Here is a 20,725-nt window from a genome sequence, read left to right as displayed (position 1 = left end):
CGGGCGCCATTTATTTGGCAGCATAATGCAACAATAGCCGCCACCTGTACCGGGTACGCGATAACCATTCACAGAGAACCAATTAATATCTTGCCCAGCAACATGGTTTATCGCACCCAGATTCCCGGCACTTGATTCACCCGTATTGGACTGGTCACAGCCCACTAAAATCATCAGGCTGCTAAATGAAGCTAATCGGATAAATTTTAGGAACGTACAGGGCACGCCAATCTTGATATTTAATTTTCGCATGTCGCTGGCTCCTGCATATCAGTGGGCTCTTTAATCGGATATGTATCCGCACCATAGCTGGCTATACCGGCATAAACTTTGACCTGACGGCAGGGCAGAAAATGAACGGTGATCCCTGCGCTTTCATCGTACTCAGGGACAGAAACATCGGCACTATACCGACGATACTTGGCCTCATGCTCTGCCAGAGCTTTAGGCTCAAAACCTACCCCTTTTGTCAGTCGTGGTATTTTTTCATGGGGATTAGGATCGATTTCCCACTCAATATGAGTCATCAACCCAGGACGCCATTTATCCGGGATCATTACGCAGCAATAGCCTCCCCCAGTGCCTGGCACACGGTAGCCATTAACTGAAAACCAGTTAATTCTTTGCCCTGCAACGTGGTTAATTGCACCCACGTCACCTCCGCTGGATTCGTAAGCATCCGATTGGTCACAGCCCGCTAAAATGACTACGCAGCTTAAAACAACATATCTGAATAACCTGATGAAATTGCTCACTGGTTTTGCTCCGTAAATGCCAGTAAATCGCCCAGATATCCCGCCTTGCTTGCCTGCAGAGCTATTTGTAAGCAGCGTGCATACTTAGCTTCTTTTGAAGTCTCTGCCTCGCTGATTTTCAACATCAGTGCTTCGGCATCACTCAAACATCCCATCAATTCCACCTGCGCATCGTTGATGTTATTCATTGCTGGCGCATCATCAGGCACATGCTCCGGTGTCCAGCTGCCTGTTTTCCACACCGATTCGCCATCCCGATCCTGCCAGCTCCAGAACAGCGCAATATCCGTAAACGTTGCCTGCTGTTCCGGGCTCAATACCTGCGTCAGCAACTGTGGAAAAACGCGATTATCGTAGTAGCGCAGCAAACCGGTTTGTTCCTCCCACTGAACCTGCGAAAGTGCCTGCAAATGCGTGGTAAGCAGATCGAATGCCAGTGGCGATATTAAAAATGTCAGCCGTGGCGTAGCGGAAAAGTGTTGCACCAGTTGCTCCAGCCAGCGTTGATGGCTGGCAACACTAAAATGCAGTCGCATCACCAGCGGGGAATACTCTTCCGTTGCTGCTTCAGGCGTTCCCTCAAACAGTGAAAACCAGCGCAGCGGTGGATTGATCTGATTCAGCGCCTGCTGCAGTGGTTGCTCAGTACCGGCTTGGTCAACCAGCACATCGATATAATCCTGTCCGGCAGCAGTGCCGAGTGCGGTGGTCTGTTTTAGCCATGCTGCTCCGTTATCTTTACTGGTCATGGCTATCCCCTCGGAGCGAAAGCTAAAGCGGCTTCCTGCGCTTTTTTCAGGCACTCTTTACACACCGATTTTGGCAGTTCCGGTAATGGCGTCTCTTCGCTGGCAGGCGTATTCCAGACATGCACGCCTCGAATGCTGGTTTTACCTGGCGAATGGATCTGAATATCGCCCTGCGGCGTGATCCTGATGGTTGCGCCGCCGCAGCCCAGCACGATGCCGTTTTTGGCGGTCAGACGGAGTTCACCCTGAACGGTTTGCACGCTGATATCTTTCATCGCCGTCAGACCCAGAGTATCGCCGTGCGATTCGACCGTTAGCGGTCCCTGGCCCGACACCATGCGAATGCCTTCCTTCTGCGACAGCAGCGAAATGGCCTGACTGGCGTTGACCTGCACACGTTTGCCGCTGGCAATGCTGGTTTCTGTCTGGCTTTGCAGATGCAGGGTTGTGCCAGAGTTAAGCAGAATGCTTTTGGGGCTGACGGCACCAATCCCTTCCGGGGCACTGAGCAACATCGCCGGGGATTTAAGCTGTTCGGCTGCAGTCAGATATGCGCTGAGGTGAGAAGCATCGGGCTGAAGGTTATGGTGAGAGTGGGTGATGGTCTGCCAGTCATTAATCTGGCTCACCGCGCCTTTTACCAGGCTGATTGCAGGTGCCATTTCCAGCACCTGACCCGTCGCCGTTGTCTGTGCATCTGCCGTTAGGAACAATCCTTTACCGGCTCGCAGCGTACCCGTGCTGTCCGTGCGTAGTTCAAACCCTTCGCCGCGCTTGCTTCGGGAACTATCGACGATATGCCCGAGTGAAAGTTGGCTCTTACCGCCAAATTCCGTCGACAGTTTGACATGCTCATATCCACGGCGATCCTCAAACCGGAGTTTGTTGTTCGCCGGGGTCCTCAGCACATTGCGTTGATAGTTATAGAGATTGACATGATCTTCATGGCGAGAGTCATGTGCCGCGCAAAGAATATAAGGCCTGTCAGGGTCGCCATTGGTGAAGGCAATCATCACCTGCGTTCCGGCTATCAGGGGAAAGTGCCAGCCGTAGACGTTACCTGCATAAGGCTTCGCCAGCCGCACCGGCACACTTTCAAAACCCGACTGCCAGGATTCGTTCAGATCGAACTGAAAACGCACTCTATAACGACCATGCTCGTCAAGTTCTGCATATTGCGCATTTTCTACCGGGCTGGTGACGCGAGCCAGCAGCGTGCCAGCAATATGCGGCCAGCTTTTCAATGGCGGTCGATAAGTGCTTTGCGAGCGAACTGGCACGGCGGTAAAGCGAATAACATAGGCAGTATCACGCGAAATGCGGGTGGATGAAGTCGACACCACCAGCAGGCCATCCGGCGCATCCGCCCACTCCTTACCCTGCGGCGAGATCACCATGCCCGGACGAATATCCATGCCGTTGCTCATACCGTCGAAGGTAATCTGCTCCGTTATGAGCCGCTCCTGGCGGCGTCTGGCAAACCACTGCCCCTGTTCCGGCAGGGCCTGGTGCTCCTTGCCCAGTAATTGATAGTTTTCACCGTAGCGATACAGCTCTCCCGCAAGCGCAGGTTTATCAGGATCAGTTTCCGCGCGCGCCTGCATGTCATTTTGCGCGTTGCGGTAATACTCATCATTGAGCCTTGTGCTGGCGGCAACTGAATGGCGATTAACTGAAATATCCCAGAGTGATTCCTGCCCGCCATCAAATAGCCCTGACGGATGGCGAAATACGATGCTTTGCTCTGCACCGTAAGCCTGCGCACTGTCACCGAGCACCAGCACATCACGGTGATTTTCTTCATCCCAGGTGAAGTAATAAAACACGCCAATGCGCGACAGATGCCGTTCGATAAAGGCGAGGTCGCTCTCCGCGTATGAGATATAGAAATCACGTATCGGATACTGAGTATTCAGACGGAAGTGATAGTCCAGCGAGGAGTATTCCCAGCGTTTGAGGATATCCTCGACCACACCCGGTACGCTTTTGTGCTGGTAAACGGCCCAGGTCAGGCTGTTTTTTAGCAACGCCAGGCGTGATTCAAGCGTAACCACATAACGTGTTTCGTCAGCAGAGGATTCGCACTGTTGAAAAGCGGTAACAACACCGCGCAGAATACGAGGTTCCACTGACTGCCAGGGTTGGCCGTCAGGATAAAATAAGAGCTGAGCGGTGCTGTTAATCAGAATATCTGCCGGGATATCCCGGCTGGCGCTGGTGATCTCGATGCTGTACTTCCAGGGCGTGTTCAATGCTTCTTCACCGCTGAAACGCAGCACTGACAACTGAATGTCGGGACGCTGATTTTTCAGTGCCTGGATGCTCAGTTGATAATGGTTGTATACCGGCGTCTTGCTGCCCGCAATAACAAAGTCCTTCTTGCCCATTTACAGATTCCTTCCTGAAATTTGCTGGCCCGAAACCTACCCTCTGCCAAGCAGATAGTGCAGATGGCCGTTCATGATGAAAGTGGCAACAATGATGGCAACCAGCAGACTGCTGCGAATAAGCCAGGGAGAACGCTGCCAGAAAGATGTTTTGTGTTTTGAACGCTGGATAATGACCGCTGAGTCGGAAGATCCAGCCTGCTCAGGCAAAAGCGCTTTTAGCTGCTGTACCAGCGACTGACGCTCCTCATCGTCTTCCGTTCGGTATTTTCCGGTATAGCCAAAGCGCAACATTCTGTAGTAGCAGCTGACGGCGGCTTCTGCTGTTGCAGGTTCACGAAGCAGCTTTTTGATGCGTTCATAGAAATGCTCGCCACCGTTGAGATGGCCGAGAAAATGCCCCTGCAAAGGTGTGCGCTTCCACCAGGCTGAAATATCAGCGTCTGGAATGGTCATGATCAGTTCATCAAGAAAGACGCAGTGTGCAAATTTGATTTCTTCGCGGAGAGAGGCCGCTGCACCCGCCGTATTAAGTTTATCCTGGACCTGTTGGACCATGCTAAAACAACGCTGATAAAGTGCATCGTCAATCTTTATGGATTGTCCGTTTCGGACAGAGAGCGCCAGCAGCCAGGTATCCTGCATGAGCGTATCGAGGGTACTGGCTTTGATGTTGTAGGCGGAAGACGTTGTGGGTACCATCCTGGTAACTCCTAAGTGTTATTAATCCCTTATCACAATCACAAATTTCATTGAATGGTGTTGTCTTTACTGACTTCTAACATGCTTAGAAGTTTAATTTTCGACTGCACGTCAATAAGATTAACACCCATACTTCAGTACGACTGATGATATTACACAAGGTGATAGTTGATCAAATTTACAGTTCCAATATTTAGTATATTTTTTCTTCCGCAAATCCTCTTTTTTAACTAACTGCAAACGTTCCTCTTAACAACATCCTGTTATCGAAGTGGAGTGATCCCGTGACTCTGATCCAAACTCCTGCTCCATTCAGAAACGGAATTCCTGCATGATATCCACTTCTCCAATCCCAAAAGTCTCCTGAAACGATCTCTCCTCGGTCACACACGAAACCCCAAACCTCTTCTCCGCTTCCTCCAGCAACTCAGCCCCCTCATCCCCGGTAATACCCAGATCAGCATCCAGCAGGGTATGCTCAGTCATCATAGACTTGTGATCCCCCGAAAACTCACGCACAAACTCAATCACCTCTTCCAAAGTAGGCTTCACACTATCCTCCTAGATTCAACCCCAGCCCCCAACGGCAAATCCTCCCCCAACGTCCCCAGCAAATACTCAACAAAAACCCTTACTTTACTGTTCGCCGTCTGCTTCGTTGCGAACACCGCGCTCACCGGCATCGATCCCACGGCAAACTCCTTCAGCACCGGCACCAGCGCCCCTGAAGCTAAATCCGGTCCCGCCAGCCAGGCCGGAAATTGCGTAATGCCCAATCCCGCCAGTGCAGCGGCGCGTTGTTGCTCACCATCATTGCTCTGAAACCGCCCTTGAGGCATCAGCGTAATCGCCTTACCGTGCTCATCCACAAAGCGCCACGGATGCATGCCGCGCCCGGCATTAAATGCAATGCACTGATGCTCGCTCAGGTCAGCAGGGGAAGCGGGCACGCCATACTTGGCCAGATAATCCGGGCTCGCCACCGTGATCAACGGGCTGTCAGCCAGCTTGCGTTGTGTTAGCGCCGAGTCTTGTAGTTCGCCGTGGCGGATGGCGACATCGATATTCTCTTCAATCAAATCCACATGCCGCTCGGAGACGCGCAATTCCACATTCAGCGCCGGGTAGCGCGCCAGCAGAGCGGGCAGTCGCGGCACGATGTAGAAACGGCCAAACACCGGTGCCACTGAGATACGCAGCGTGCCTGCCGGTTCATCTGCGCCATATTTGACGTTTAATTCAAGCTGGTCGAATTCATCGCGCAGGCGCAGCGCACCGTCATAAAAGGTTCGGCCTGAGTCGGTTAAGGCAATGCCGCGTGAGGAGCGTTTCAGTAGCGGGTGATTGAACTGCTTCTCCAGCGCGGCGATCTGTTTGCTGACCGCAGATTGCCCGATACCGGCTTCTTTGGCGGCGGCGGAGAAACTGCCGCATTCAACCACGCGCAGAAACAGCCGGATAGCATCAAGTCGATCCATTCAATAGTCCTACTGGGAATAGAGGGTATTCCATTAAGCCAGCTAGTTGCGAAAATTGGAATGGCATAAGGTGGCTCCACACCCTTTTACCGGAGCAACTTATGAACAAGTCACAGCATCCCCTAACCGGTCACGATCAGTTGCAAGTGCAGCAATCACTGGCCGAACAGCAAACGCATCGCGCGAACTTTACTGGCTCAATGCGCGCGTATTATGACGAGATGACCGCGGAAACACCGTTGGCAGCAGCTATGCGCAGTGAACAAGCCTCAGATTCTGGCTGGTGGTTGCATCCGCAGGAGACACGCACCGAACAGGTTATCGTGTTTATCCATGGCGGGGCGTATATGCTCGGCAGCGCGCAGGCTTATCGCGGGTTCGCCAGCCAGCTGGCGGTGCGCACGGGTTATTCTACTTTTGTGCTCGACTATCCGCTGGCACCAGAACATCCATTCCCGGCCGCGCCGGATCGGGTGATTGAGCTACTAAAGAGTCTCATCGACAGCGGCATTGAACATATCGCGCTGGTGGGCGATTCAGCCGGGGCTGCGCTATCACTGGTGGCGCTGCAACATCCGCAGCTGGTTAAGAAAATCCGTGCTGCGGTGCTGTTTTCGCCGTGGACCGATCTGACCTTTAGCGGCGCTTCGTTTAACGATCCCAATACGCGTGATCCGATTTTCCAGCCATCTATCCTGCGCGATGCCGCTGCGGCTTATTTGCAGGGCACATTGGCGGAAGATCATCGCGCCTCGCCGCTGTTTGCCCAGTACAGCCTCTTACCACCGTTGGCGATTCAGGTCGGCACTGAAGAACTGCTGCTGGATGATGCCACGCGCTTAGCGGCGCAATTAGCTGAGCAGGGCGGTGAAGTGCAGTTGGATATCTATCAGGGCATGCACCATGTATTTCAGCGGGACATCCGCCTGGATGCCGCACGTCACGCACTGGATATCGCCGCCAGTTTTATTCGCCAGCATCAGTAACACTTCATGTGCCCGGTCAGTGATTCTCGCAACACAGGCCGGGCACAAATCTCCTCCTCTCATCCCCCCATCACATTTATTTTAGCAACCGCGACATCCACCGATATAACCGTTAAGGGATCGTTTCCGAAGAGGGGTGGCTGGTGAGGCAAGGGCGAGTCAACTTGGCGCTGATGCCTGACGGTTGACGGCGCACGTCAACTCACCCAGTCGCTCTACTTTATCGGTCAAGGCGCGGGACGGGGTGAAAAATGGAAAAGGTACTGATTGTTGATGATCATCCAATCACACGATTAGCGCTCAAGCTAGTCATTGAACAAGACAATCGGCTAGTCGTAGGGGAAGTGGGCGATGGCATTCAGGCCATCCAGTCTGTGAAAAAACTGCAGCCGGATTTAGTGATTATTGATATCGACATTCCGGTGCTCAACGGTATCGATGTGATTAAGCGTGTGCGCCAGAGCGGGTACAAGAGGGGCATTTTGGTGCTCTCCGGCAAGGACAGCGAGAATTATATCCGTCGCTGTGCCACGGCGGGTGCCAACGGATTTATCAGTAAGTGCAAAGAGTTAACCGAGCTGAGAGATGCGATTCGCGCCATCAGCAAAGGATACGCCTTTTTCCCGATGAATTGTGCGCGTCAGGGCTTGCATCTTGAGGATGAAAACAGTGACCAGCGCAAGATTGACGAGTTGTCGCCCAAAGAGCTGGATGTGTTACGTCAGCTGGCGCGCGGGGAGAAAGTGGTGGATATCGCGCGAGGTATGAACATCAGCGATAAGACCGTCAGCACCTATAAAAGCCGTCTGATGTTGAAGCTGGAGTTAAAGAATCTGGTGGATGTGATCGATTTTGCCCAGCGGCACAATCTGGATTAAGGCGCAGCGGCAGTTTATGCGCTGAACTCTTCTGTCAGAAAGGTTTCGATAGCCTGATTCAACACATGCACGCAGCCCAGCGTTTCATCGAGCATCTGGCCGAGATGACGTTCATCGGCTGGGGCGCCACAGGCTTGCTCTAATTCGCGGCATTGATCGGCAATCGAGAGTGCGCCAATGATCTGCACCGATCCCGCCAGGCGATGCAGGCTGCGCTCCAGCGCGGGCCAGTCGCGATTGTCGTAACAGGCGCAGGCCACCTGCATATCCTGCAGGTTTTCATCGCGGGTGGCGTTGAGCAGGCGCTGCAACATTTCGTTGTCCTGATGAGCCAGTTCGCGCAGGGCGTTGAGATCGAGCAGATGATTCAGTGCGACATGGCCGGGATAGGGCACAACCGCCGGGCGCGGCACTTTTTGCAGCAGCGCTTCCAGCTGCGGCAGGCGCAACGGTTTGAACAGGCAGTCATCCATACCCGCTTCCAGGCAGCGCGCTCGCTCTTCCGGCTGGGCGTTGGCGGTCAGTCCCATAATGGTGAGTGGTTCACGCTGCTTCTTACGCAATTCGCGCGTCAGGGTGAAGCCATCCATTACCGGCATGCTGCAATCGGTGATCACCAAATCAATCTGGTTTTCCTGCCACAGCCACAGCGCCTGTTCGCCATCCTCGGCTTCGATCACTTTGTGTCCCAGCCGAGTGAGCTGACGTTTCAGCAGCAGGCGGTTGGCAGGATGATCATCTACCGTGAGGATGGTTAACGGCAGGCCGCAGGCATCTTGCTGGCGTATCGGTTCAACCGGCGCATTGACCGCCTCACGGCAATCCACCGGGATGCGCACGCAGATGCGGGTGCCGCGCCCCGGCTGGCTGTGCAGCGACAGGCTGCCCGCCATCATCGCCACCATTTGCTCGCAAATCGCCAATCCGAGGCCGGTGCCGCGCTGTTTTTTGCCCGATGCGGACTGTTCATAAGGATTGAATATCAGCTGCTGATCCTCTTCGCTGATGCCGATGCCGGTATCCTGCACCGTGAGTTCCAGCGTGGCGCGATCGCCTTCGCCCGGTTTACTGCGCACCTGGACTTCCACCGTGCCGCGCTCGGTGAATTTGATGGCATTGCTGATCAGGTTGGAGAGGATTTGCCGCAGACGCATCGGGTCCAGTAGCAGTTCGTCCGGATGCAGCACGTCAACCTGATAGTGCAACAGCAATCCTTTCTGACGCGCCAGCCCTTCGAACACGCGCACTACCGGTTCGGCCAGCGTATCGAAGCGCACCCATTCCGGGGACAGTTCCAGCTTGCCCGATTCGATTTTTGCCATGTCGAGGATATCGCCAATCAGCCCCATCAGCGATTGCGCGGATTCATAGGCGACGCGCACCGATTCTTTATCGCACGGCTGTTGCAGGCGGTTGGCGACCGCCAGCTCCAGCAAGCCAATAATCGCGCTGATCGGCGTACGGATTTCGTGGCTCATGGTGGCGAGGAAGGTACTTTTGGTGCGATTAGCCTGCTCGGCGCGCTCGCTGGCCTGCAGCAGATCGCGGGTGAGCTGTTCATGTTCCGTTACGTCCTGCCAGCTGCAAATCATACCGGCGATGTTGCCGTGATTATCGCGAAACGCCTCCGCGTGGTGGATAACATCACGCAGTTCGTGGCCGTTATCGATCTGACCGCGCTGCGGTGCCATCTCCAGTGAGGTTTGCTCGGCCAGTGAGGCCATTTGCGCCTGGCAGAGGGCGTGCAACGGGTGCGCGCTGTCGCTGAGCGGCAGCTGGCTGATATTAGAATGTCGATCGTTGAAGAACTGGCTCCAGGCCGGATTCTTGTTGGTCATTTCCCCTTTGTGATTGATGACGTAGATCGGCACCGGCGTGCCGTTAAACAGGGTTTTCTGGAAGGTGGCTTGCTCCTGCAGCCGCGCCTGTGTCTCTTTACGCTGACGCACCGCGCGATGCAGATGGTAGTTCCAAAACAGTGAGGTGATCACCAGCACCGCGAAGATCCCGGCCAGCCAGTAGAATTCGTGACGATAGGCCATCCAGGTATCGAGTTTGACATCGGGCGTGCCCTGCCATTTCATCGCCAGCAGCGAGATGTCGCGCGGCGGGATGGTGGCCAGCACCTTGTTCAGAATACTCAGCAACTCCGGATTATCGCGCCCTACGGCAAAGGCGATTCGCGCCGGATTTTCCCCGAGGCGCGAGACTATCTGCAGCCGGTTACTGAAGTAGCGATCGATCATATAGCGCGCGGCAATCAGGTTATTCACCGCGCTATCCACCCGTCCTTCATTCAACATCTGCAATGCAATACTGGCGTTCTCAACGGTGATCAATTTGATATGGGGAAAATTTTCCGTCAGCCAACTGGTGAGTTCATGCTGGGGTGTGATCGCCAGCGTGTCGGTGTCATTCAGTGTTTTGGGTGCGCCCAGCGTGTTTTTGCTCACCAGCACATACGGCGGCAGCACATAAGGATGAGAGAAAAGGGCACGTGCTTCACGCTGCGGGCTGTGGGCCAGCGAGCCAACCAGCTCAACGTCATGGCGGCTCATTTGGTCGAACATCGCGTTGACGGAGGAGGCCTCCACCATGGTGAAGTCGATGCCGGTGCGCAGATGAATCAAGCGCAGTAAGTCTGCGGTCATACCGTTAAATTTGTTGTACCGATCTTTTAGCGTGAAAGGCGCATCGAGCGGGTTCATCACCACGCGCAGCGTCTGGTGCTGAGCCAGCCAGCGCCGCTCACGGTCAGTGAGTTGCAGAGGCGGTGCCGCCCTCATCGGAGGCATGCTTTGCACCCATTGATGGAAGATGGCTTTGTGTTGCTGCAAGGGAATAGCATTCAGCACTGCATTGACGCCCCTATACAGTGGCGCATTGCGGATGGGCAAGACAAAGCGCGGTCCGGCATCGGTGGGCTCAAAAATGCGAATCACGGAAAGCGTCGAGGCGTAATTGCGCTCAATCAGGTAGTTGGCGGTGTTGAGATTGCCAATAAAGTAGTCGTTTTCGCCAAAGGCTAATGACGCCAAAGCGCTGAGCGCAGAAGGATAGCGGGTGATTTTCGCTTCCGGATAGCGCGCTTCAATCCAGGCATCGCTCAGGTAGCCGCGCGGCATGGCGATCTGCATCGGGGAGTTGTCATCACTCATTTCAGACATGATGTTATCGCGTGACACCATCGCAGGATAATCCGAGGCAAACGGAGTACTCAACAACAGGTCTGCGGCAGAGGGTTCCGGGCTGCCGGCACTGTCCACCAGTATATCCACCTTGCCTTGCTGCAAGGCATCGAGCGCAGCACTGCGGCTGCTGTAATAGTGCGTGTTGATGTGCAAACCAAGGTAATGCAGGACCAGAGCCGTGTAGTCAGCAGAGATCCCTTCCAGCGTGTTGGCATCGATGATCATATCGAAAGGCGGATTTTCTGGCGCGTAGAGGGCGACGCTAACTTCGCGTTTTTCGCCCAGCCAGCGCCAGTCGTTGTCGGGCAGATCAAAGGTCAGCAGGACATTTTGTTCACGACTGACCAACTGCATGGTGCGCGGATCTTCAGCCCTGATTGGCTGATTCAGCAGGCAGAACATCAAACCCATCAGGCAGAGTAATTTAACCATGACGAGTTCAGGCGATATTATTGCGTTTGGCGAACTCGTAAAGGCCGACCATATTTTGAATATCGAGCTTTTCCATTAATCGGCGTTTATAAGTGCTGACGGTTTTATCGCTGATCTTCATCCGTTGTGCCATTTCCACCACTTTCATGCCTTTGGATAAATACACCAGCACCTGCAATTCTTTACTGGAGAGATTAGCAATCTTATTTTTGTCTTCCTGAATATCATCCGGTAAACCCTGACGTCGGCGATTTAAAGGAAAGAAGCCATATCCGGCATTAATCGCGCGAATGGCGTCGTGCAATTCGGTCATGTTATTGCGTTTGCTAATAAAGCCATCGGCACCGGCGGTGGCGCTGCGTTTGATGTAGTGGTCAACGTCTTTGCCAGTCAACACCAGAATGCCGCCGCTAAAGCCGTTGTGGCGCAGCCTCTGTACCAGATCGATGCCGTTGTAAGAGGGCATATCGATGTCCACGATGATCAAATCCGGTGACAGTTTTTTGGTTAAGGCTAATGCTTCAAACCCGTCATCCGTTTCGCCCACCACATTCATGTTGTCCGTTTCAAGCAGCAGTCTTAATGCCATCCGAACGACGGGATGGTCATCAACGATGAGAACTTCCTTCATATGGCTGTCCTGTTTATTGCGGTGAATGGAATATTAATAAGGATTAGTTTTATTGGTTAGCGGATTTTAAGAGTAAAGTTTAAATGGCGCAAATAATTATTTTGTAAGGTTTTCCTGATGCAATAAATATCATGACCTGACGTGTTATTTATATATTTACTATGGTTTTTGCTCAGTTTTCTATTTTATGAGGTGAGTCGTTTAAAGTAAGTGAAGTCATTGGGCGTTGAGCTGATGATTTCGCTATGTAAGTAGCAAGAACATTATCGCTGTAGATAAAGGTTAAGTTGAGCAGGTAGTGGTCTTAACGGGGCGAAACGAGGAATAAAGGTGTTTCGACGAAAAGGCGAAGTGTGACTTTGTTTAGATTGGGTTTAATTTTAACCTGAAGGTAAAGTTACTTATGTGGCCCTAAGAGTAACGTCATGAAATGTCACTGAACTGATAGTCATCACAGTAAGTAATCTTGCATAAATAAAGGGATTTATGAAATTAACCTTTTGTTTTAATTGATTTAACTGGTGATTTTCACTGTGGTTTTTAATCGGGAAATAAAGCGTCATCACCTCTGCTTCCCAGATTGTGATTAATTCGATATTGAATGGTGATTAGCGATATTAATTAACGGTCTTTTCAACTAAAACATGACCCCGGTCATCTCGGTACAAATTAACAATATTAAACTGGTTTTTTGTTTTTATTCTCCTTTTTTCAGTTTATTGCCAACCGCACGGGGTGAAATATGACCGTTGTTCCTTTCCGTCCTGAGCCATCAGATTCATCTGATCGGCCCTTATATCAGCTCGAGAGTGCCAGGGCCTTTGCCCGCCTAAACAGTTCGCCCAGCGGATTGCAGAGCGAGGAGGCGCAGTCGCGTCTTGCGACCCATGGCCGCAATGTGCTGCCACAGAAAGCCGGGAAATCGATACTGATGCGTTTTCTGGCGCACTTTAAAGATGTGCTGATCTACATCCTGCTGGCGGCAGCGCTGATCACCGCGGTGATGGGCCATTGGGTGGATACCTTTGTCATTCTCGGCGTTGCTGTCATCAACGCACTGATTGGATTTATCCAGGAAAGTAACGCCGAGAAGTCATTGAAAAGCATTCAGAACATGCTCTCGAACGAAGCAATGGTATTGCGGGATGGACGGCAGATCACTGTGCCGACCGAAGAACTGGTGGTCGGTGACGTGGTGCTGCTGCGGCCTGGCGACAAGATCCCTGCCGATCTGCGTTTGTTCGACGTGCACAATTTGCGAGTAGAAGAAGCCATTCTCACCGGGGAATCCACGGTGGTGTCCAAATTGAGCGACGCGCTGGAGGGCGAAAAGTCGCTGGGCGATCGGCTGAATCTGGCTTATTCCGGTACCACGGTGAGTTCTGGCACTGCCGCAGGTGTGGTGATCGCCACTGGCGGTGATACCGAGTTGGGGCACATCAACGCGATGATCTCCTCCATCGAAGAGGCAAAAACCCCACTGCTGGTGCAGATTGAAAAACTCGGCAAAGCGATTTTCTACATCATTCTGCTGATGATGGCCGCGCTGTTCGTGTTCGGTTTTCTGCTGCGCGATATCCCGCTGGCGGAACTGCTGCTGGCGGTGATCAGCCTGGCGGTTGCGGCGGTGCCAGAGGGTTTACCGGCGATCATCTCGATCATTCTCTCACTTGGCGTGCAGTCAATGGCGCGCAATCACGCCATCATTCGTAAGCTGCCGACGGTAGAAACCCTCGGTGCCATGTCAGTGATCTGCTCGGATAAGACCGGCACGCTGACCATGAACGAAATGACGGTGAAAGCGCTGGTGCTGGCGAATAGCCACTGGCGTATCAGTGGCAACAGCTACGAGCCGAAAGGGGAGTTTCAGCTGGAGAGTGGACAGCGCGATGAGGCGCTGCTCAACGGCTTTTTACAGACGGTAGATATCTGCAACGAGAGCCAGTTGAGGCAGGATAAACAGGGCCATTGGGGGATTGTCGGTGGCCCCACCGAGGGCGCGCTCAAGGTGCTGGCGGCGAAAGCGGGCATCAATTCGGCAAGTGTGCAGGTGCTGAGCAAGCTGCCGTTCGATTCGGCCTACAAATATATGGCCGTGAGTTGCCTGATTGATGGCAAAGCGTGCCTATTGCTGACCGGCGCACCGGATGTGTTGCTCGCGCTGTGTCAGCAGCAGCAGGGCGCGCAGGGTGCCGAAGCGCTGGATCGCGACTACTGGAACGCCGCGATCACCACTTATGCCAGCGAAGGGCTGCGCACCGTGGCCGCGGCCTGGCGCTGGCTGCCGGAAGGGCAGCAGCAGATCGATCATGCCGATCTGCGTGAGGGCATGATGATGCTGGGTCTGGCGTGCATGATGGATCCGCCACGTCCCGAAGCGATTACCGCCATACGTGACTGCCAGCAGGCGGGGATTCGCGTCAAAATGATCACCGGCGATCACCCGGAAACGGCGATGGCCATCGGGCAAATGTTGGGGATAGGCAACAGTGACAGCGCCATCACCGGTTATCAGCTTGAGCACATGGACGATGCAGAACTGAGTAAAGCGGCGCGCGAGTACGATATTTTCGCGCGTACCAGCCCGGAACATAAGCTACGTCTGGTGAAAGCGCTTGCGGAGAGCGGGGAGATCGTCGGCATGACCGGTGATGGCGTGAATGATGCGCCTGCGCTGAAACAGGCCAATGTCGGCATCGCCATGGGCATCAAAGGCACTGAAGTGACCAAAGAGTCGGCGGACATGATTCTGGCGGATGATAACTTCGCGACTATCGCGGCGGCGGTGAAAGAGGGGCGTCGTGTTTACGATAACCTGAAGAAAACTATCCTGTTTGTGATGCCGACCAACCTCGCGCAGGGGCTGTTGATCATCATCGCGATTCTGATGGGCAATCTATTGCCGCTGACGCCGGTGCAGATTCTCTGGATGAATATGGCGACCTCGGCAACGTTGTCATTTGGACTGGCGTTTGAAGCCGCCGAGCGCAATATCATGCGTCGGCCGCCGCGTAATGTGCGCAGCCATGTGATGGACGGTTACGCCATCTGGCGAGTGGTTTTCGTCGGCCTGCTGATCTCGATTAGCGCCTTTGTCCTGGAAGCCTGGCTGCAGCCGCGCGGTTATTCGCCGGAGTTCATTCGTACCGTGCTGTTGCAGATGCTGGTCACTGCCCAGTGGGTGTATATGCTCAACTGCCGCAATAGCGATGGCTTCTCGCTGGATGCCGGTTTGCTTAAAAACCGCGGTATCTGGCTGGTGACGCTGGTGCTGGTGGCGTTGCAGGCGATGATTATCTATCTGCCGCTGATGAACACGCTGTTTGGCACCGAGCCGTTGCCAATTAAATATTGGTTTATCTCGCTGGCGGCCAGCGCCGGGATTTTCGTGCTGGTGGAAATCGAGAAGCAGCTAACGCGCGGCTGGCGCGTCGCCCGATAGCTCACTCTGGCTGGCGCAGTGCCAGCCAGACTTTTTTCAGCAGGAAGGTGAGGGGGATCGCCAGTATCGCGCCGGTGATACCGAGCAGCGCTTGCCAGAACAGGAAGGCGAGCAGTTGCACGGTCAGGGTGAGATTGAGGCGCTTGCCGAGCATCAGCGGCTCCAGCACCGAACTGAGTAGCAGGTTCAGCACCACAAAGAATCCCACCATCATCAGGCTGGTTTGGGTATCGAACAGGATAAAGGTCTGGATCACTGGCGGAATCGCCGCCAGAAACGACCCGAGCACCGGAATGTAGTTGAAGATAAACATCAGCACGCCCCATAAAAAGGCGAACTTCAATCCCAGCAGATGCGCAACGCCCCAGACAATCACGCCACCCAGCAGGCCGGTCAACGTTTTCACTCGCGCATAGACAATCACACTCTGAATCCCTTCTTCCAGCGCGATAAACAGTGCGGAGTGCTGTTTGCTGGCGCGCAGCGTGCGTTTCAGCAGCGGCAGTTCAATCAGCATAAACAGCAGCATCAGGAACACCATTAACCACCACGAAAGCAGGCCGGGGATTAACGACAGTTGCGTCGTGACAAAGCGCACCACGGCACCGGCATCGACAAAATTAAGCATCTCATCGGCGGTAAGCACGATGCCCATCTGGCTCAGGGAAAGCGTCAGGTATTGCAGTTTGGCTGCCACCAGATTGGGTGCTTGTCGGCTCAGTTTGATCAGATCCGGTGCGGAGGCGCTCAGTGACATGATGGTGATGACGATCAGCAGCAGCAGGATGGCAATCACCAGCAGAGAAGAGAGCGTACGCGGGATGCCGCGTCGTGCCAGACGGCTAATCAGCGGATCCAGCATCACAGCAAGAAATATCGCCAGCAGTACCTGGTTGATCAGTGGCGCGCCAAGTCGCAGCCCCAATAACACGAGGGTCAGACACGCGAGCAGAATAAGCGTCTGCGCCAGCGGCGCGAAAGATTTTAACCAACCCTGGTACATCGATGCAGTTCTCCGGTAAACCGGCGGCTGCTGTGCGCAGCAACCGCCTGACAGGGAAACGCCTTACTCGCGCGATTTCCCCTCTTCAATCACTTCTTCGTCGATTTCCTCAACGTTTTCGCGGTTGTCGCGCCCGGAGAGCAGGTTCCAGCAGGCGATAAACAGCGCGGCAATCAACGGGCCGATAACAAAGCCATTGATACCATAGACTTCCATGCCACCCAGCGTCGAGATCAGGATCAAGTAGTCAGGCATTTTGGTGTCTTTTCCGACCAGCAGCGGGCGTAAAATATTGTCCACCAGACCCACAATCACCACAAAGAAGCCGACCAGGAACAGGCCTTTCCACACCGCGCTGGTGGCGAAGAAGAAGATGGCGGCTGGCACCCAAACGATGGCAGAACCGACCGCTGGAATCAGCGACAGGAACGCCATCAACGCACCCCACAGCAAGCTGCCGTCAATGCCGGTGAACCAGAAGGCAAGACCGCCCAACACGCCCTGAACCACCGCGACCACCACCGTGCCTTTGACGGTAGCGCGTGAGACGGCGGCAAATTTCACCATCAGGTGATGCTTCACATAGGTAGAGAGCGGCAATGCTTCCAGTATCAGATTCACCAGCCATGGGCCATCCTTCAACAGGAAGAACAGCAGATACAGCATCACGCCGAAGCCAACCGTAAAGGTGAATGTCCCTTTACCGATCATGAACACGCTACCTGCCATGTATTGGCCGCCTTTGAGGGCAAACTCAGACAGTTTCTGCTGAATCTGGCCGGCATTGTTCAGGTTGTGCTCCGCGAGATAACTCTGCGCCCAGTTCGGTAAGTGCTGCATTAATTCGGCAAACACTGTCGGGAACTGTGACGAGCTGTTCTGCAGTTTGGTGTACACAGTATTGACTTCAACTACCATCGACGAGGTGATGATCGCCAATGGCGTGAACACAATCAGGCAGATGATCGCCAGCGTGGCAAAGGCAGCGAGCCCGTTACGGTCGCCCATTTTACGGCGGAGCAGCGACTTCAGCGGATGGAAGATCACCGCCAGAATGGCTGCCCAAAAAATGGCAGAAAAGTAAGGTGTCAGCACATCAAAAAAGGCGTAGGTGACTATCGCCAAAATCACAATAAAGAAGCCGAAGTTAAGTCCTTTAATACGCATTCAATAGTCTCGTCAGTAAACGTGGCGATTGAACTATAGAACGTGAAACGCGGAATGTAATGCTTTTAGGTCACGCGTGCGGACATCGGATGTCCCGATCTGTCCTGCTGATGTCTGCCAGCGGGCTGGCGCAAAGATTGAATCACGGTGATGATGATGAAAAATTTGACGGGAGATGAGCGATGCTGGAATTACGCCCCAACTGTGAATGCTGTGATAAAGACTTACCGCCGGACTCACCGGATGCGCGTATCTGCTCGTTCGAATGCACCTTCTGTGTCGAGTGCGTGGAAACGACGCTGAACCACCGTTGTCCGAACTGTGAGGGTGAGCTGGTGCGCCGTCCGGTGCGTCCGGCGGCGGCGTTGGCACGCCATCCTGCTTCGACCACGCGTCATTTATCGGCTACCCCAACGCGCTGAATCCACTGGCACCGTTGCGCCTCGCTCAGGTGTTTAATGCCGTGCTGGCGCAGCAACGTGCGGGAGATGGGGACTTAGCGTAGCCGTTTTAACCAACCGCGATCCCCCTGAGGCTGGCACTGACTATTATTCTTTCCACGATTTCTTCCCGCGGAAATAAACAGTAGCGGTAACGTAATATTGTTACGCTGACAGCGAAGTTGAAATAAACATCCGATAATCGATATAGAACCTGAACTATATTTAGCGCGATATTAATCACGATTGTGAATTAATCGGGATGCGTCGCTATTTTCGCTAGTTAATGCCTGGTGAATTGATGAATAAAGCTGAAGTCTGGTGGGGGAAACGCTTTGCTAAAGCATTTTTAACGAAATAGCATTGATTTGGCAGTGTTTTATCGCCTGGTGGCTGTGGGGTTATCGCGGGTAGTCGGTTCATTTCATTCCACTGCGCGAGCACGAAATTTATCAAACCGCTATTCTGGTCAGAGCACAGACCTTATTTGTGCGTCAGAGCTGCCACACAGCAGATTATTTTTCTGCACCGTTTTATTTTTACGGTTTTTTCCGAAAAGCAGGGGTTTTTAAAAGAATTTTGCATTTTAAAATGGTATTGTTTATCCGCAATGCTAGTGATGTGGCGTTGTGTGCTTCAGTTTTACCCTCAAATTTAGGGTTTACCCGCTTTATGCAATTTATGGAAATAGCCTTCTCCACCCGATCCTCGCGATCGGGTTTCTTTCCTCCCCGCTGTAGCATGAATCCGCTGACTTTAAGACCAGATAATGTCAGAAAAGATACAACCGTTAAGAAATCGCTAATTTGTAGTAATTTAATGTAAGTCTGCGGTTTTTAAGAGTTTTGGAAATCCTCTTTTGTTTTTAATTGGTGAATAGTGTCTCTCGACGGCGCAGTAACTGCCGTTATCATTGGAGGCAACATTATGAAAAAAACAACATTAAGTCTTATTGCGTCACTTATTGCATGCAGCACACTGTTCTCTTCCGTTTCCTGGGCAGATGGCCCGGGCGACCAGCGCTGGCAGCAGCACGGCGGCGACCAGCATCAGGATCATGGCCGTGGCCCTGACCATGGCGGCGATCGCGGCCCCGATCATGGCTACAACCATGGCCCGGACCGTGGCCCGGATCATCATGACCGTTATGCCGACCATCGTGGCCCAGATGGACACCATGACGGCGATCACTTCGCCTGGAACGGCCACGATTTCCGTCGCGGACACCCAATGCCGCCAGAATTCCGCGGCCCGCACTATCGCGTAGATGACTGGCGCGAACGCCGTCTGCCAGAGCCGCCACGCGGTGAGTACTGGTCTTACGTTGACGGCAATTACGTCCTGATTGCTGCCGCCACTGGCGTGATCACCTCGCTGTTGCTGAACGGCGCGTTCAACTAATCTCTCCCACGGATGGCTACGGCTATCCGTGTTTCTCTCTGCTTTCTGCCTTCACCAGGTTATTCTCTATGCGACCCTTTTTTCCCTACAACGCGCTAAGGAGTCATGATGACCGTGGTAAAAATGGTGGCAGTAGACAAGGACGGCACCTTTCTCGACGATAAAAAACAGTACAACCGGGCTCGTTTTCAGGCTTGTTATCAGGAAATGAAACGGCGCGGCATCAAATTTGTGGTCGCCAGTGGCAACCAGTATTACCAACTCAAATCCTTCTTCCCCGATATCTCCAGCGAAATTGCCTTCGTCGCCGAAAACGGTGCATGGATCATCGATCGCGATGAAGAGCTGTTCTGCGGCGCGTTCAGCCGTGACGATATCGATGCGGTACTCGATACCCTGCACAACGGGCACTACCCGGAACTGCGTTATATCCTCTGCGGACGCGAAAGTGCCTACTACTTCGAAGGTCTTGAGGAGAGCTGGCTGGTGAAGATGCGCCACTACTGCCACCGTCTGAAGCCGATTCGCAGCCTCGATGAGGTCGCGGATGACAAACTCTTCAAGTTCGCCCTCAATCTCTCCGATGATTATGTTGAACCGTTAATGGCCGATATCGAACGCCTGCATCAGGGTTCTGCCGCAGCGACCTCCAGCGGCCACGGCTCAGTGGATCTGATTGTGCCTGGCAATCACAAAGGCCATGGGCTCGATCTGCTCGGCAAACGCTGGGGCATCGATCGCAGCGAGATTTTGGTGTTTGGCGATGGCGGCAACGATCTGGAGATGTTGCAGCAATCGGGCGTCAGCTTCGCCATGGCGAATGCCCCGCAAAAAGTGAAAGACGCCGCACGCTATGAAGCGCCCAGCAACAATGAAGAGGGTGTGCTGCAGGTGATCGAACAGATGCTGGCAGGCAAACCGCCGTTTACCCTCTGAGCGTCATCTGACACGTCATTCATTATTTGCTTTGCCGATGCGCTAAGCATATACAGGCGCGGTGAGATGAAGCGGCGCGACATGGCGCGGTAATGTGCCGGAAGAGTGATGGTGTGCGGGCGTGCTTTGTGAAGTGAACCCCGAAAG

The 20,725-nt window shown here is 53.5% G+C and carries 17 protein-coding genes; 6 read left to right on the top strand and 11 right to left on the bottom strand.

What is annotated here, in order from left to right; all coding sequences use genetic code 11:
- The 7 genes from VH86_RS25105 to VH86_RS13390 form a co-directional block, all read right to left on the bottom strand.
- Window positions 1-252 (bottom strand): DUF3304 domain-containing protein (locus VH86_RS25105; protein WP_156150586.1); only part of this gene is annotated, 252 nt, incomplete at its 3' end.
- A complete protein-coding gene (locus VH86_RS13415; protein ID WP_045833149.1) occupies window positions 240-755 on the bottom strand; it encodes a DUF3304 domain-containing protein in 516 nt (171 codons plus the stop codon). The genes VH86_RS13415 and VH86_RS25105, both read right to left, overlap by 13 nt.
- A complete protein-coding gene (locus VH86_RS13410) occupies window positions 752-1,504 on the bottom strand; it encodes a DUF4123 domain-containing protein (RefSeq protein ID WP_045833148.1) in 753 nt (250 codons plus the stop codon). Before VH86_RS13410 ends, VH86_RS13415 begins: the two co-directional genes overlap by 4 nt.
- Before the next feature lie 2 nt (window positions 1,505-1,506).
- Window positions 1,507-3,891, bottom strand: coding sequence for a type VI secretion system Vgr family protein (locus tag VH86_RS13405; protein WP_052696612.1), 2,385 nt, complete (start codon window positions 3,889-3,891; stop codon window positions 1,507-1,509).
- A 36-nt stretch (window positions 3,892-3,927) separates the two neighbouring features.
- Window positions 3,928-4,593: a type VI secretion system protein TssL, short form gene (gene tssL / locus VH86_RS13400; protein WP_045833147.1), complete on the bottom strand. Its 666-nt coding sequence runs from the start codon at window positions 4,591-4,593 to the stop codon at window positions 3,928-3,930.
- A 312-nt stretch (window positions 4,594-4,905) separates the two neighbouring features.
- Complete coding sequence (locus VH86_RS13395; RefSeq protein WP_052696611.1) at window positions 4,906-5,145, bottom strand: DUF1493 family protein; 240 nt, start codon at window positions 5,143-5,145, stop codon at window positions 4,906-4,908.
- A complete protein-coding gene (locus tag VH86_RS13390) occupies window positions 5,142-6,071 on the bottom strand; it encodes a LysR family transcriptional regulator (RefSeq protein ID WP_045833146.1) in 930 nt (309 codons plus the stop codon). Before VH86_RS13390 ends, VH86_RS13395 begins: the two co-directional genes overlap by 4 nt.
- Window positions 6,072-6,172: 101 nt before the next feature.
- On the opposite strand from VH86_RS13390, the gene VH86_RS13385 reads away from it, so the two are divergent.
- Window positions 6,173-7,057, top strand: coding sequence for an alpha/beta hydrolase (locus VH86_RS13385; RefSeq protein ID WP_045833145.1), 885 nt, complete (start codon window positions 6,173-6,175; stop codon window positions 7,055-7,057).
- A gap of 251 nt (window positions 7,058-7,308) precedes the next feature.
- Window positions 7,309-7,935: a response regulator gene (locus tag VH86_RS13380; protein ID WP_045833144.1), complete on the top strand. Its 627-nt coding sequence runs from the start codon at window positions 7,309-7,311 to the stop codon at window positions 7,933-7,935.
- Window positions 7,936-7,949: 14 nt separating this feature from the next.
- On the opposite strand, the gene VH86_RS13375 is transcribed toward VH86_RS13380, so the two are convergent.
- Window positions 7,950-11,558: a transporter substrate-binding domain-containing protein gene (locus VH86_RS13375; RefSeq protein WP_045833143.1), complete on the bottom strand. Its 3,609-nt coding sequence runs from the start codon at window positions 11,556-11,558 to the stop codon at window positions 7,950-7,952.
- A gap of 7 nt (window positions 11,559-11,565) precedes the next feature.
- Window positions 11,566-12,189 carry a response regulator gene (locus VH86_RS13370; protein ID WP_045816367.1) on the bottom strand — a complete coding sequence of 208 codons (624 nt, stop codon included), beginning with the start codon at window positions 12,187-12,189 and terminating at the stop codon, window positions 11,566-11,568.
- Window positions 12,190-12,931: 742 nt separating this feature from the next.
- Here VH86_RS13370 and VH86_RS13365 point away from each other — a divergent pair.
- The gene (locus tag VH86_RS13365) at window positions 12,932-15,631 is read left to right on the top strand and encodes a cation-transporting P-type ATPase (RefSeq protein ID WP_045833142.1); all 2,700 of its coding nucleotides are present in this window, start codon (window positions 12,932-12,934) and stop codon (window positions 15,629-15,631) included.
- Window position 15,632: 1 nt separating this feature from the next.
- Here VH86_RS13365 and VH86_RS13360 read toward each other — a convergent pair whose 3' ends face one another.
- Both VH86_RS13360 and VH86_RS13355 read right to left on the bottom strand, forming a co-directional pair.
- Window positions 15,633-16,634, bottom strand: coding sequence for an AI-2E family transporter (locus VH86_RS13360; protein ID WP_045833141.1), 1,002 nt, complete (start codon window positions 16,632-16,634; stop codon window positions 15,633-15,635).
- 63 nt (window positions 16,635-16,697) lie between these two features.
- Window positions 16,698-17,801, bottom strand: a complete 1,104-nt coding sequence (locus tag VH86_RS13355; RefSeq protein ID WP_045816370.1) for an AI-2E family transporter — start codon at window positions 17,799-17,801, stop codon at window positions 16,698-16,700.
- 182 nt (window positions 17,802-17,983) lie between these two features.
- Here VH86_RS13355 and VH86_RS13350 point away from each other — a divergent pair, with 182 nt between their 5' ends.
- The 3 genes from VH86_RS13350 (at window position 17,984) to VH86_RS13340 (ending at window position 20,578) form a co-directional block, all read left to right on the top strand.
- The gene (locus VH86_RS13350) at window positions 17,984-18,223 is read left to right on the top strand and encodes a DUF1272 domain-containing protein (protein WP_045816371.1); all 240 of its coding nucleotides are present in this window, start codon (window positions 17,984-17,986) and stop codon (window positions 18,221-18,223) included.
- Window positions 18,224-19,168: 945 nt separating this feature from the next.
- Window positions 19,169-19,642, top strand: coding sequence for an RcnB family protein (locus tag VH86_RS13345; protein WP_038648374.1), 474 nt, complete (start codon window positions 19,169-19,171; stop codon window positions 19,640-19,642).
- A gap of 108 nt (window positions 19,643-19,750) precedes the next feature.
- On the top strand, window positions 19,751-20,578 hold the full coding sequence (locus tag VH86_RS13340) for a Cof-type HAD-IIB family hydrolase (RefSeq protein WP_045833140.1): 828 nt from the start codon (window positions 19,751-19,753) through the stop codon (window positions 20,576-20,578).
- Window positions 20,579-20,725: the final 147 nt, after the last annotated feature.

It is taken from the genome of Pantoea sp. BL1 (genome assembly GCF_000963985.1).
In the GTDB taxonomy this organism is placed as follows: domain Bacteria; phylum Pseudomonadota; class Gammaproteobacteria; order Enterobacterales; family Enterobacteriaceae; genus Pantoea; species Pantoea rwandensis_B.
Note: the sequence above shows the minus strand (reverse complement) of the source record. Positions and strands in the feature narration are given on the sequence as shown.